Here is a 13,170-nt window from a genome sequence, read left to right as displayed (position 1 = left end):
CATACCCACTACCATCCTCTATTTTTATCCTTTAGAATGGCACAGACTGTTATCATATCAGGGACAATAGATGCGCACCGGCCTGGACTTTACCTCATCAAGGATATTTATTGCCGTGGTTGAACAGGGCAGTTTTATCGGTGCATCCAAGACCCTTGAAATACCGACTTCAAACATCAGCAGGAGTATTGCTCAGCTGGAAGAGAGACTGTCACTCCAGCTTATTGAACGCAGTACTCGGCATATGAAACTCACCCAGGCGGGCCAGCTGCTCTATTCCCGAGTAAAACCCTTGCTGGAATCACTGGAGCAAACCGAAGCTGAATTGACATCACAGCAGATCCAGCTGAAAGGGCCACTGCGCCTGTGCATTCCCAATGAAGCCGGCCCCAGGCTGCTCGGCACAGCCATCGCTGACTTTGCCTGTCAACATCCCGAAATAAAGATCAGCTGTATTACCAACCTGTCAGGATTTGAGACATTAAGGGAAGATCTGGATATAGCCGTCATCATTCACAGAGGAAAGCTGGATGACAGCGATTATATCGCCAGCCACCTCACCACCATTCCCTGTACCGTGGTTGGTTCCCCTGCTCTTATTCAGCGATGCGGGCTGCCCAACCACACGGCCCAGCTAAAGGATCTCCCCTGCATCACCACGGTAAGTGCCCTGAAAGGCATGCCGTGGCAGTTCGCTCGTCCCGACGCTGAATTTTCCACCGTTCAGGTCAACGAACACTATCGGGTCAATAGTGGTGAGCTGGCGCTAAAAGCCGCGCTCGCCGGAGTCGGGTTTGCCATTCTGGCCAAGGTCTCTTGCCAAGCGTTTATTGATGATGGCAGCTTGGTCGAAATTGAACTTGAGTTACCCGCCGCCCCCTTGCAGTTGTTTGCTGTTTATGCAAATCGCCAATATCTACCGGCTAAAACGCGCGTATTTATTGATTTTATACGGCAAAACATCATGAGTTATCAGTAGCTAAAATCGGTCACGTCTCACTAAGATACCAAAATGGTGAGCCAACCAGATTTTATCGCTCGAGCATGCTTCACTAATCAAACCTGCTCCCCTCACCCTGACCCTCTCCCAAAGGGAGAGGGAACCAGCGCCTGCCAACCTGTAGCCATAGATGTCACGCATTCCAAAATTGCTGCGATCTGGGCTCCCTTCTCCCCTTGCGGGAGAAGGGTCGGGGATGAGGGGAGCAAACCATCGACAACCAGTAGAGCGTTAAATCAAGCAGGAGCGCGTAGGGTCGATTAGCGAAGCGTAATCGTCCGCACCGCAATCCCGGTAGCTATGGGCATAGAGAAGAGATCAGCTGGCGCACCAGCAGAATTGCGGCAACCTGTTTTCGCGATCGTCTGATTACGCTTCGCTAATCAGACCTACAGAGCTCTTATAACTCGGTCATTTCGATGGATATTCAATAGTTTTTTCTACCCACAGAATTTTCCCTGATTTTACCCAATACTCCCTCTCAACTAAAGATAAATCACGTATATTTACCACCTCACAACGGCTGGTTTTAGCGTTATATGAATAAGCAGTTATTTCTTCAACTGCACCATCGAAGTCTGTCACTTCAGAGCATACAAGTGAAATAAGTGCTTTTTTATGACATTTTTTATTTGACCAACCATATGCCGATATATCATAAAATAGGAATAATGCATCATGGATATTATCAACTTGAGTTAAGTGTTCAAAAAACTCATACTTTTCGATAAGGCGTCTGAATTTTTTATGATCATCATCCTGAATGCACAGATAAAATAAAACTAAAAGCTCATAAGAACTAATTTGAGAACGCAATATATTTGAGTAGCTTTTTTTATCTTGAAAACTAAAATCACAATTATCTATGAGCAATAGTGTTTGATATATATTTCTATAAAAATGAGACACTTCATTGTCAAATTGAGTAAAAAAACGCCGCAGGATGGTTTGTGCATTTGTTGTAACAAGCTTAACTCCTTCATCAAAAATGATAGAGCTCAATGCATCCTCTAATAAAACAGCTATTTTTTAAATGCTTCACTACCTCGATATTTTTCAAAATCAACATTTAGCATGTCACCATTATTAATTTTAAATTCCACCCCTGCTCTAATTTGATTGTTGAATGACAACATTTGAAAAAATGTTGACTCAAAGTTTTGCTTATTTAGAACTACGGATTGCTTAGTGAATTGCTCAGACTGCCTCTTCATCTCATTTCTGGTTTCTTCAAGTTCTTTTGACTGAAGACGAATAGACACAATAATCCCAGCAAAAGCCAGCCCCGAAAATAATGTATTTAAAGAGCCAAAAACATCGCCAAAGGTACCTAGATCATGAACGAAGTTATTTCCACTCTCGGTATTATCATCATTACTTTCTTTATTTGAATTGAGTGTATTATCCACTGAGCCGATAACATCACCAAATACAACAGGCCAATATATTGTCTTTGGATATGAAAACCAAATTAAATATATTAACAAAAACGGAGCCATATAAACAAAGAATCGCCAAGGAGATTTATTCATATCGAATGCCTAGATTGTTTTTATTTTTTGATAAAGGGCGCTTTCGCGCCCTTCTATATTAATTACCCTTCCTGATTTTCCCCGGCTACCGGCTCGGCGCCGGCGACGGGTTCAATCTCGATGCGATCGACACGCTGCAAACCGCGGGGCAGCTTGGCGCCGCGGCGGCCGCGCTCGCCGCGGTAGTAGTCAAGGTCGGATGGCTTGAGGGTCAGCTTGCGCTTGCCGGCAAACAGGGTAACCGACTGGCCCTGCGGGATAACGGCGGCCATCACCACAAACTCCTCCCGCGCCTTCACGCGCGCCGAGGGGATGCTGATGAGCTTGTTACCCTTGCCCTTGCCGAGCACCGGCAATGTGCTCAGCGGGAACAGCAACATGCGACCCTCGTTGGAGATGGCCATGCAGAGGTCGGTCTCCGGCGCGCCTATCCTCTGGGGCGCCATGACGATGCCCCCTTCCGGCACGGTGAGCAGCGCCTTGCCGTTCTTGTTCTTACCGATCAGGTCGTCGTATTTGCAGACGAAGCCGTAACCGGCGTCAGAGCAGATCAGATACGGTTCGCCCTCGTTGCCCATCACCAGATGGCGCACCTCTTCCCCGGCGCCCAGCGCGAAGCGACCGGTGAGCGGCTCGCCCTGACTGCGGGCGGAGGGCAGGGTGTGGGCCTCCAGCGAGTAGGTTCTCCCCAGGGTGGAGAGGAACACCGCCTGCTGGTTGCTGCGACCATGGGCGTGGGCGAGGTAGTTGTCCCCCGCCTTGTAGGAGAGGCCCTCCACATCCACGTCGTGCCCCTTGGCGGCGCGCACCCAGCCCTTGTCGGAGAGGATGACGGTGACCGGTTCGCTCGGGGTGAGCTCCTTCTCGGTCAGGGCGACGGCGGTGGCGCGCTCCACCAGCGGGGTGCGGCGATCGTCGCCGTACTTCTCGGCATCCGCCAGGATCTCTTTCTTGAGCAGGGTGCTGAGACGGCGCTCGGAACCCAGGATCAGTTCCAGCTTGTCGCGCTCTTCTGCCAGTTCGTTCTGCTCGGCGCGCAGCTTGAACTCTTCGAGCTTGGCCAGGTGGCGCAGTTTGAGCTCGAGGATCGCCTCCGCCTGGGTCTCGCTGATGTTGAAACGCTCCATCATCACCCGGCCCGGCTCCTCCTCGGTGCGGATGATCTCGATCACCTCGTCGATGTTGAGGTAGGCGATGAGCAAGCCTTCGAGGATGTGCAGGCGGGCCAGCACCTTGTCGAGACGATATTGCAGGCGGCGGCGCACCGTCTCGCGACGGAAGCTCAGCCACTCGGTGAGGATGGTCTTGAGATCTTTCACCTGGGGACGGTTGTCCAGACCCAGGATGTTGAGGTTGACCCGGTAGTTCTTCTCCAGATCCGTGGTGGCGAACAGGTGGGCCATCAGCCCCTCCACGTCCACCCGGTTGGAGCGCGGCACTATGACCAGACGGGTCGGGTTCTCGTGGTCCGACTCATCCCGCAGATCGGTGGCCATGGGCAGCTTCTTGGCCACCATCTGGGCGGCGATCTGCTCCATGATCTTGGCGCCTGAGGCCTGATGGGGCAGCGCCGTGATGACGATGTCGCCATCCTCTTCGCTCCAGACCGCCCGCTGCTTGATGGAGCCCTTGCCGGTCTCGTAGATTTTGCGGATGTCGTCGCGCGGCGTGATGATCTCGGCATTGGTCGGGTAGTCCGGCCCCTGCACATGGGCCATCAGCGCATCCAGGCCGGCATTGGGGTTGTCCAGCAGTTCCACGCAGGCGTGGGCCACTTCCCGCGCGTTGTGGGGCGGGATATCGGTCGCCATCCCCACCGCGATGCCGGTCACCCCGTTGAGCAGGATGTGCGGCAGGCGGGCGGGCAGCACCACCGGCTCTTTCATGGTGCCGTCGAAGTTCGGCGTCCACTCCACCGTGCCCTGACCGAGCTCGGAGAGCAGCAGCTCGGAGAAGCGCGACAGCCGCGCCTCGGTATAACGCATGGCGGCGAAGGATTTGGGATCGTCCGGCGCCCCCCAGTTGCCCTGACCGTCCACCAGCGGGTAGCGGTAGGAGAAGGGCTGGGCCATCAGCACCATGGCTTCGTAACAGGCGATGTCGCCATGGGGGTGATATTTACCCAGAACGTCACCCACGGTACGGGCGGACTTCTTGTGCTTGGACAGCGCCGACAGACCCAGCTCGCTCATGGCGTAGATGATGCGCCGCTGCACGGGCTTGAGGCCATCGCCGATATGCGGCAGAGCCCGATCCATGATGACGTACATGGAGTAGTTCAAGTAAGCCTGTTCGGTAAAGGTGCGCATTGGCTGGCGCTCTACCCCGTCCAGACTGAGCTCGATAGCATCACTCATGTGATTATCTCTTTCGGTTCGGGAGCCGCCACAGGGCGACTCCGGCTAAATGCTTGCTGGCCCTGTCCGGGCCAGCCGATGGCTTGGATGATGATGAGAGCAGGCTGACCTAGATGATCGCCAGGTTGCCCTTCTCTTCCAGCCACTCACGGCGATCGCTCGCGCGCTTCTTGGCCAGCAGCATGTCCATCAGCTGCAGGGTCTCATCCCCCTCGTCCCCTTCCGCGCCCATGGTGAGTTGCACCAGGCGGCGGGTGTTGGGATCCATGGTGGTTTCCCGCAGCTGTTTCGGGTTCATCTCACCCAGCCCCTTGAATCGGGTCACCATCACCTTGCCCTTCTTCTTCTCGGCTTCGACCCGCTGCAGCACGCCGTTCTTCTCGTCCTCGTCGAGGGCGTAGTAGACCTCCTTGCCGATGTCGATCCGGTAGAGGGGCGGCATGGCCACATAGACATGGCCCTTCTCCACCAGCGCGCGGAAGTGTTTCACGAACAGGGCGCAGAGCAGGGTGGCGATGTGCAGACCGTCCGAGTCCGCATCCGCCAGGATGCAGACCTTGCCGTAGCGCAGGCCGGAGAGATCATCCGAGTCCGGGTCGAGCCCGATGGCCACCGAGATGTCATGCACCTCTTGCGAGGCGAGTACCTGACCTGCCTCCACCTCCCAGGTGTTCAGGATCTTGCCGCGCAGCGGCATGATGGCCTGAAACTCGCGATCCCGCGCCTGCTTGGCACTGCCGCCCGCGGAGTCACCCTCCACCAGGAACAGCTCCCCCTGCATGGGGTCGGCGCAGCCGCAATCGGTGAGCTTGCCGGGCAGCGCCGGGCCCTGAGTTATCTTCTTGCGCACCACCGTCTTGGCGGCGCGCATCCGGCGCTGGGCGCTGGAGATGCAGAGCTCGGCCAGCTGTTCGGCCAGCTCGGTGTTGCTGTTCAAGTAAAGGCTGAAGGCATCCTTCACCACGCCGGAGACGAACGCCGAGCTCTGGCGCGAGGAGAGCCGCTCCTTGGTCTGACCGGCAAACTGCGGATCCTGCATCTTGATGGAGAGGATGTAGGCGCAGCGATCCCAGATATCTTCCGGGGTCAGCTTGACCCCGCGCGGCAGCAGGTTGCGGAACTCGCAGAACTCGCGCATGGCGTCGAGCAGCCCCTGGCGCAGACCGTTGACGTGGGTACCGCCCTGGGCGGTGGGGATCAGGTTTACATAGGATTCGGCGAGACATTCGCCCCCTTCCGGCAGCCAGCACAGGGCCCAGTCCACCGCCGACTGCTCGGTGCTGAAAGCGCCGACGAAAGGCTGCTCCGGCAGGCAGGTGAACTGCTTGACCGCATCGACCAGGTAATCCTTGAGGCCATCTTCATAGCACCACTCCAGCTTGATGCCGGTGTTCTTGTCGAGGAACTTGATGGTGAGGCCCGGGCAGAGTACGGCCTTGGCCTTGAGCAGGTGCTCGAGCTTGGAGACCGAGAAACGGGGCGAATCGAAGTAGTGGGCTTCCGGCCAGAAGCGCACCCGGGTGCCGGTGTTGCGGCGCCCGCAGGTACCGGTGATGGTCAGCTCCTGCACCTTCTCGCCCTTCTCGAAGGCGATGTCATAGACCTGGCCGTCGCGGCGCACCGTCACCTCGACCCGCTCGGAGAGGGCGTTCACCACCGAAATACCCACCCCGTGCAGACCGCCGGAGAACTGGTAGTTCTTGTTGGAGAACTTGCCGCCCGCGTGCAGCTTGCAGAGGATCAGCTCCACCCCGCACACCCCTTCTTCCGGGTGGATGTCGACCGGCATGCCGCGGCCGTCGTCGATCACCTCGAGGGACTGATCTTCATACAGGGTCACCTCCAGGGTACGGGCGTGACCCGCCAGCGCCTCGTCGACGCTGTTGTCGATGACCTCCTGGCCGAGGTGGTTGGGCCGGGTGGTGTCGGTATACATGCCGGGGCGGCGACGCACCGGTTCAAGGCCATTGAGGACCTCAATGGCATCCGCATTGTATTGAGTAGACATGGAGGGCCTTGCGAATTGACGTTTGGGGAGAATCTTACTCGTTGGGAGGGTATTGGACAAACCCGGCGGCGGCAAAGCTTGATCCGGACGGGGTAAGTCGCCCCGCCGGCCCGTTCAGCGCGCTTCGGCCGCCACCGGCAGCGCCTGCTGCAACTGGGAGAGCGAGCTGTGCAGCCGCCACACCATGCCGGCCAGCTCCCGCGCCGTCGGCTCCTTGTGGTTGGCCAGGGCCGCGCTGATCCGCTGCAGCTCGGCCAGGGTGCGATCCAGGGAGGCGTGCTGCACCCCCTGCTCGGTGAGGATCCCCTGCAGAGAGCGGATGCAGTTGTCACGCACCAGATAGAGGGGCTGATCCTCGCCGCGCCACTGGCGCAGTTGCCAGACGATGTGGCTGCAGTTGAGCAGCACCACGCCCCAGCGCAGCACCCAGAGGCGGGCGGTCTGATCCTGGCTCTGGCTGAGCTGGCTGATGCAGTGATAGATGAGCGATTCGAACTGGCTCTCGCTCTGGCGCGGGGCCGGCGCCAGCTGATCCATGAAGTGGCGGCGCAGGGAGCGGATGAGGCGGCGGCCCTTGCGCCGATCCGAGCTCGGTCGCAGCAGCTGGAACGCCAGTCCGGCACTCATCACCCCCAGCGCCTGCCCCAGGCTGCCGTTGATGTACTGCAGGTAGTCGTAGCTCGGCGGATTGGTGATGGCGAGAAAGGAGCCGAGCAGCACGATGAGCTGGCCCCACAGCACCGCCTGCCTGGGCTGTTGCTGCTTGAACAGCTGCATGGTGATGAGCACGGGCAGCAGCAGGGCGCAGAAGAGCCAGAAGTCGTCGAGGCGGATCATCAGGCCAAATTTGACCACGAAGCAGATGAGGCTCAGCAGCAGGATCGCCTTGAGCATGGTGTTGGCCCCCTTGGCGGGCGCCGGGGTGGCCGAGTAAAGCACGCAGCAGATGGAGAGCAGGGTCAGCGCCGAGCTGCCTGCATCCCACTGGCTGTGGATCCAGAAGGCGCAGCCCAGCAACACGCAGAGGAAGGTGCGCCCGCCGTTGTAGGCCGCTTCCAGCGTGTCGGTGTGGCTGGTGAGCGAAGAGTGGCGCGGCGGTGCCGGCCACTCCTGATCGTCGTAACGGGCCAGCCGATCCAGCCAGCGCTGACACTCCAGATAGCTCCAGCAGAAGTGACGCAGCCGTCGCCAGAAGGTGTGCAGCCGGTAGTCGCTGGCCACCGTCGGCGCCAGCGGGGCCAGCAGCCGGGCGATGCGGTACTTGTCGCAGCCGGGCTGGCCCAGCTCAACCAGCAGCCGCTCCAGCAACGCCTGCAGCCCCTCAGGTTGCGTCGGCCAGTTGTGCAACATGCGGCGCTGGCTGGAGATGAGGCTGATGAGCCGCAGCTGGCGGTGCAGCAGGAAGTTGAGCAGCTTGTTGTGGCGGCGCAGCCGGTGGTGGCTCCAGACCGCCTGGATGCGCAGCACGTTCATGGTGAGGATCTGGCCGATCAGCCCCTCGTGGGCGGTGCGCACCTCCGGGCTCGTCTCCCCCAGCCAGAGCAGCTGGGCATGCTCCAGCAGGCGAGCCTGGGTCTTTTGCAGCGACTGCAGCAGGGTCTCGCCATCGGAGGTGCTGGGCAGGATCATCATCAACAGGCCGCCGCAGAGGATGCCGACGATCACCTCGCTCACCCGGGCCTGGGCGATGTCGAAGATGTGCTGCGGGTCGGTCACGTTGACACAGGAGAAGGCGATGATGGCGGCGGTGTAGCCCGCCAGCGCAAAGGCGTAGGAGACGTTGTTCTGATGGTGGTTGGAGATGTAGGTGCAGAGCGCCAGCCAGAGCGCGATAAGAAAGCTGAACAGCCAGGGATCGCTGATGCCAAGGCCGGTGATCACCACCGCCGCCATGGCACCGATGAGGCTGCCAACCACCCGCCCCAGACTCTTGCTGATGACCCCGCCCACGGTGGGAAAGCTCACCACGGCGGCTGAGGTCATCGCCCAGTAGGGGGAGTCCAGCTCCAGCACGAAGGCCAGCCAGAGCGACAGGCACATCGCCAGGCTGTTGCGCAGGGCGTAGCGCCACTGGCCGCCATTGGCCTTGCCCCAGGGGGTCTGGCGCCAGAGCGAGGCGACCACCTTACTCCCCTATTGTGATGGTGCAGGTGGTGCCTGCAATCAGCGTCAGCCCGGGCGGCACCTCCAGCAGCTTGATCCGCACCGGCACCCGCTGGGCCAGCCGCACCCAGGGCACGTTGGGTTTGACGTCCAGCAGCAGGTTGTCGGCGCCTTCCACGCTCTGATCGTGGATGGCGCGCCCTATGCTCTCCACTTCGCCGCGCAGCCGCTGCTCCCCGCTGTAGAGCACCACCTCGGCCGGTTTGCCCGGCGCTATGTGCCTGAGCTTGGTCTCCTCGAAGTAGCCCTGCACGTAGAAGGAGTGGATGTCCACCAGTGCCACCAGCGGCACGCCGGCGCTGGCATAGTTGCCGACCCGGGTCTGCAGGTTGGTGATGTAGCCGTCACTCGCGGCATGCACCCGGGTCTTGGCCAGCGACCATCTGGCCTGCTCCAGATTGGCCTGGGCAACTTCATAGGCCGCCCTCATCGCCTGGGCATTGAGACGGGCTTCGTCCACCGCCTCGGCGGAGATGACGCTGCGCGACAGGCCGCTGCGCCGGTTCGCCTCGTGCTCAGCCTTGTCGAGATCCGATTTGGCCTTGGCCAGCGCCGCCTGGGCATTGTCCAGCGCGATCCGGTAGGGCTCGGGATCCAGGGTAAAGATCTCCTCCCCCGCCTTGACCAGCTGGTTGTCCTTCACCGCTATCTTGATGATCTTGCCCGACACCTCGGGGGTAATGCTGACCAGCTCGGCCCGCACCTTGCCATCCCGGGTCCAGGGCCCCTGCATGTAGTAGTTCCACAGCCACCAGCCCGCCGCCAGCGCCAGCGCGCAGACCAGCAGGGTAGATAAGTATTTGAGGGTCGCGAGGGGTGATTTAGCCATGTAGCAATATCCATAAGGCGCCGCTGACGGCGAGGATAAACAGGGAGAGATCCATCAGCAGGGGATGCCAGACATCCCCGCCGTAGAGCCAGTCACGCAGCAGGTGGTGCACCGGCAGCCAGCCCAGCAGACCGAGCAGGACCGCCTTGAACAGGGGCGGAAAGTAGAGAGAGGCGCCCAGGATCAGATCCGGCAGGGCTGAAGTTGTCACAAGCGGGCTCCCTGTTGGCAAGCGAGATAATGCGGACTCACGGCCCGCCTTGCGGCGGGTCTGGCAAGATTATCACAGCCCCGCAGGGCGCTACAGGAGCAGATGAGACCCTGCCGGTCAGACCAGCCGATCCGCCGGATGGTTGATGCCATCGAGCAGCGGCACCTCGCCCAGCTCGAATGGATTGACCCCTTCGAGGCAAGCGAGGTTGTAACCATACTGGGCCGGATTGGAGCGACGCTGATGGTGGGTATAGATGCCGCAGATGCTGCAGAAGTAGTGTTTGGCGGTGCGGGTATTGAACTGGTAGCAGCGCAGCACCGCCTCCCCCTGCAGGATGCGGATGCCGGCCAGCGGCACCGAGGCGACGATGGCGCCCCGCCGCCGGCAGAGGGAACAGTCACAGCGGCGCGGATCCACCACACCGTCCGGCAGACTAAGTTCCAGCACCACGGCACCGCAGTGGCAGCTGGCCTTGTGTTTCTCCTGAATGGGGGTATTACCGATGCGCTTGATCATGCTGCCTCCTTGCAGACGGGGTCACATCCTCAGATGTCAATCAAACAGGGTATCCTGCCGCCCCTGCAGCAGATGGTCGTACAGGGTGCGCAGCTGGGACGCCACCACCCGATGGCGAGAGAGCGGGGGCAAGTCGTCGATGGGGAAGTACCCAGCCCCTTTGGTTTCATCGGTTTCGTCCAGCAGCTGGCCGCCGGTCACCTCGCACAGGAAGAACGCCTTGTGGGCGTGGGGCAGCTGGGGTGGATGGGGGTGCTTGAGCTTGTCGAACAACGCCAGCAGCTGCACGGCCCGGCATTCGAGGCCGGTCTCCTCCACCACTTCGCGCACCACGGCCCCCGCCGGCGAGTCACCGATGTCGCACCAGCCCCCCGGCAGAGTCCAGCAGCCATCGCTGCGCTCCTGCACCAGCAGGATATGGCCCGCATCGTTCTGAATGAAGGCCCGCACATCCAGCTTGGGGGTGGGATAACCGCTATCGAGGGCGATCCAGTCGCCGATGGCTTCCGGTGTCAGCTCGCTCTGGCTGGTGATGAGCGCCACAGTGGCGGCGCGCAGCGCCTCGAAGCGGCCGATATCGAAGGGATCCTTGGAGTAGGTGAGGCCCGCCTGCGCCGTGGCCAGCACCTGTTCGAGGAAGGTGGCCAACGGCGGTTGCATTATTAAAGCCCGAGGAAACGGACGATCTGGGCGGGGTAGCGTTCGAACGCCACAAAGGCGTGGTCGCCACCGCACTCCAGCGAGAGGCGGGCAAAACGGTATTCGTCCAGCGCCTTACGGTAGTCGAGCACCTCGTCTTCCTGCTGTTGCAGTACCCAGAGTCGCTCGGGGGCGCTCACCGGTACTGCCAGCGCCCGCAGCTCATCCATGTGTTCAGGCAGCAGTTGATACTGTTCCCCCGTGTAGGGGTTGGTCTGGGGGCCGAGGTAGTCGCAGAGCAGCTCGTGCGGGCGCACCGCCGGGTTGATCAGGGCGGCGCGGCAGCCATATCGCTCGCTGACCCGGGTCGCCATAAAGCCGCCGAGGGAGCTGCCCACGGCGCCAAGTTTGAATTCGTTGCCATAACGGCTCTGCAGATCGGCAACGGTCTGCTCGATGGCCGCCCAGGCCGCCGCCGGGGTGTTGGGCTGGGCCGGGATCACCACCTCGATATCGGGTCTGTGCTCGGCCACCCAGGCCGCCATCTGCTGCGCCTTGGCAGAGCCGGGCGAGGAGTTGAAACCGTGCAGGTAGAGGAGTACGGGCTTCATCGCAACTCCTCAATAACCGGTGGCATCGGGGTCGGGCACGAACTGCCCCACCGGCAGACGCCACACCTGGCTGGCGATGCGGCCATCCGGGTAGAGGGTGAGATAGCGCCAGCCCGGGCCGGACTCGTCCAGCGCGAAGCCATCGGAGAGCGGTTTGAACTGGATGCAGGTGGAGGGGCTGGCGATCAGCCGCACCCCGCGGTGCACCTCGTCAAACTCCTGGTGGACGTGGCCGAACAGTATGGTCTTCTGCTGCGGGTGGCGGGCCAGCACGGCAAACAGGTCATCGGCATTCTTGAGATTGTGCTGATCGAGCCAGGCGCAACCCACCGGCACCGCCTGATGGTGCAGGGCGATCAGGGCATGGCGCTCGGGATGCTGGCGCAGCGCCTGATCCAGCGCCGCCAGCTGGTGATCCCCCAGCACCCCGTGGGGTTTGCCGCGCACCTGGGTATCCAGCAGGATCACCTGCCAGTGCTCGCCCACCAGCTGCTTGGCCTCGCTGATGCCGGCCGCATGCAGGTATTCGGTCATCAGAGGGCCATCGTCGTGGTTGCCGGGCAGCCAGTAGATGGGGCGCGCCAGCGGCGCCATCATGGAGGCGAAACGCTGGTAGGACTCCGGGCTGTGATCCTGGGAGAGATCCCCGGTGGCGAGGATCAGATCGAACGGGTGGTCATTGGCCTGCACCCGTTCCAGCACGGCAGCCAGGCTCTCGGCAGTACGCACGGCCAATAGCCGCCCCTCGGCACTCGCGAAGAGGTGGGTGTCGGTAATTTGCAACAGGCGCACACTGCCGTCCTGCGCCTGGGGTAGCTCTGTTTCCAAAATCACGCTTCTTTTTATGAGTTCAACTAGAGGATGTTTATCAGGCTGGTACCATGTCTGAGACAAAATTTTAGCCAATCGGCCAGAAACAGGTTTACCTGCTCCTTTTCATCCCGCTGGTGCATATTTTTATTGGGATAATCATAACGTGGTTGCAACCTTGAAATCTGTTGCGCCGCACACACTTCCGCCATCCGCACGTCATGGTACAAACGAATCTCTATCCGAGCCTGCAAATAACTCGGCAATTCCGGGTTGTGCTGGGCCAGGATCACCTGGCTGGTGAAGCGGCTCTCCTCGCTCACCGTGAGCTGGAACTGCAGGCCGTTGCCTACCTGATAGCGGCGTTCGGCGCCGACACTGCCGCCTGGGGGCAGCAGCTTCATCAAGGTCATGTAGTTGACCTCGCAGGTACGCTGCAAGGACATCAAATCAGGCACATAGCGCTTGGCCTGGGTATGAACGAGCGCCAC

General features: G+C 60.2%; 13 protein-coding genes. 1 reads left to right on the top strand and 12 read right to left on the bottom strand.

Annotation, left to right across the window (positions count from 1 at the left end):
• The first annotated feature begins 70 nt into the window (after positions 1-70).
• Positions 71-979: a LysR family transcriptional regulator gene (locus I6L38_RS22250; protein WP_216988957.1), complete on the top strand. Its 909-nt coding sequence runs from the start codon at positions 71-73 to the stop codon at positions 977-979.
• A 432-nt stretch (positions 980-1,411) separates the two neighbouring features.
• Here the strand turns inward: I6L38_RS22250 and I6L38_RS22245 are convergent, their stop codons facing one another.
• From I6L38_RS22245 to I6L38_RS22190, 12 genes are all read right to left on the bottom strand, one after another.
• Positions 1,412-2,002 carry a putative phage abortive infection protein gene (locus I6L38_RS22245; RefSeq protein WP_216988956.1) on the bottom strand — a complete coding sequence of 197 codons (591 nt, stop codon included), beginning with the start codon at positions 2,000-2,002 and terminating at the stop codon, positions 1,412-1,414.
• Positions 2,003-2,022: 20 nt separating this feature from the next.
• Complete coding sequence (locus tag I6L38_RS22240) at positions 2,023-2,532, bottom strand: hypothetical protein (protein ID WP_216988955.1); 510 nt, start codon at positions 2,530-2,532, stop codon at positions 2,023-2,025.
• 62 nt (positions 2,533-2,594) lie between these two features.
• Positions 2,595-4,889: a DNA topoisomerase IV subunit A gene (parC, locus tag I6L38_RS22235; RefSeq protein WP_216988954.1), complete on the bottom strand. Its 2,295-nt coding sequence runs from the start codon at positions 4,887-4,889 to the stop codon at positions 2,595-2,597.
• Between the two features lie 109 nt (positions 4,890-4,998).
• Positions 4,999-6,897 carry a DNA topoisomerase IV subunit B gene (gene parE / locus I6L38_RS22230; protein WP_010636044.1) on the bottom strand — a complete coding sequence of 633 codons (1,899 nt, stop codon included), beginning with the start codon at positions 6,895-6,897 and terminating at the stop codon, positions 4,999-5,001.
• A 114-nt stretch (positions 6,898-7,011) separates the two neighbouring features.
• A complete protein-coding gene (locus tag I6L38_RS22225; RefSeq protein WP_216988953.1) occupies positions 7,012-9,021 on the bottom strand; it encodes an FUSC family protein in 2,010 nt (669 codons plus the stop codon).
• A 1-nt stretch (position 9,022) separates the two neighbouring features.
• Positions 9,023-9,889: an HlyD family secretion protein gene (locus I6L38_RS22220; protein WP_216988952.1), complete on the bottom strand. Its 867-nt coding sequence runs from the start codon at positions 9,887-9,889 to the stop codon at positions 9,023-9,025.
• On the bottom strand, positions 9,882-10,100 hold the full coding sequence (locus tag I6L38_RS22215) for a DUF1656 domain-containing protein (protein WP_005305321.1): 219 nt from the start codon (positions 10,098-10,100) through the stop codon (positions 9,882-9,884). Before I6L38_RS22215 ends, I6L38_RS22220 begins: the two co-directional genes overlap by 8 nt.
• Positions 10,101-10,217: 117 nt before the next feature.
• Complete coding sequence (locus tag I6L38_RS22210) at positions 10,218-10,619, bottom strand: GFA family protein (RefSeq protein WP_216988951.1); 402 nt, start codon at positions 10,617-10,619, stop codon at positions 10,218-10,220.
• Positions 10,620-10,655: 36 nt separating this feature from the next.
• Positions 10,656-11,279: an NUDIX hydrolase gene (locus tag I6L38_RS22205; protein ID WP_216988950.1), complete on the bottom strand. Its 624-nt coding sequence runs from the start codon at positions 11,277-11,279 to the stop codon at positions 10,656-10,658.
• 2 nt (positions 11,280-11,281) lie between these two features.
• Positions 11,282-11,869: a YqiA/YcfP family alpha/beta fold hydrolase gene (locus I6L38_RS22200; RefSeq protein ID WP_139724993.1), complete on the bottom strand. Its 588-nt coding sequence runs from the start codon at positions 11,867-11,869 to the stop codon at positions 11,282-11,284.
• A gap of 9 nt (positions 11,870-11,878) precedes the next feature.
• The gene (gene cpdA, locus I6L38_RS22195) at positions 11,879-12,697 is read right to left on the bottom strand and encodes a 3',5'-cyclic-AMP phosphodiesterase (protein ID WP_017778369.1); all 819 of its coding nucleotides are present in this window, start codon (positions 12,695-12,697) and stop codon (positions 11,879-11,881) included.
• 26 nt (positions 12,698-12,723) lie between these two features.
• The gene (locus I6L38_RS22190; protein ID WP_005305333.1) at positions 12,724-13,170 is read right to left on the bottom strand and encodes a DUF1249 domain-containing protein; all 447 of its coding nucleotides are present in this window, start codon (positions 13,168-13,170) and stop codon (positions 12,724-12,726) included.

The sequence above is a fragment of the Aeromonas sp. FDAARGOS 1408 genome, assembly GCF_019048665.1.
Lineage (GTDB): Bacteria > Pseudomonadota > Gammaproteobacteria > Enterobacterales > Aeromonadaceae > Aeromonas > Aeromonas dhakensis.
The sequence above is the reverse complement of the archived record's forward strand: the minus strand, read 5'-3'. Positions and strand labels throughout refer to the sequence as shown.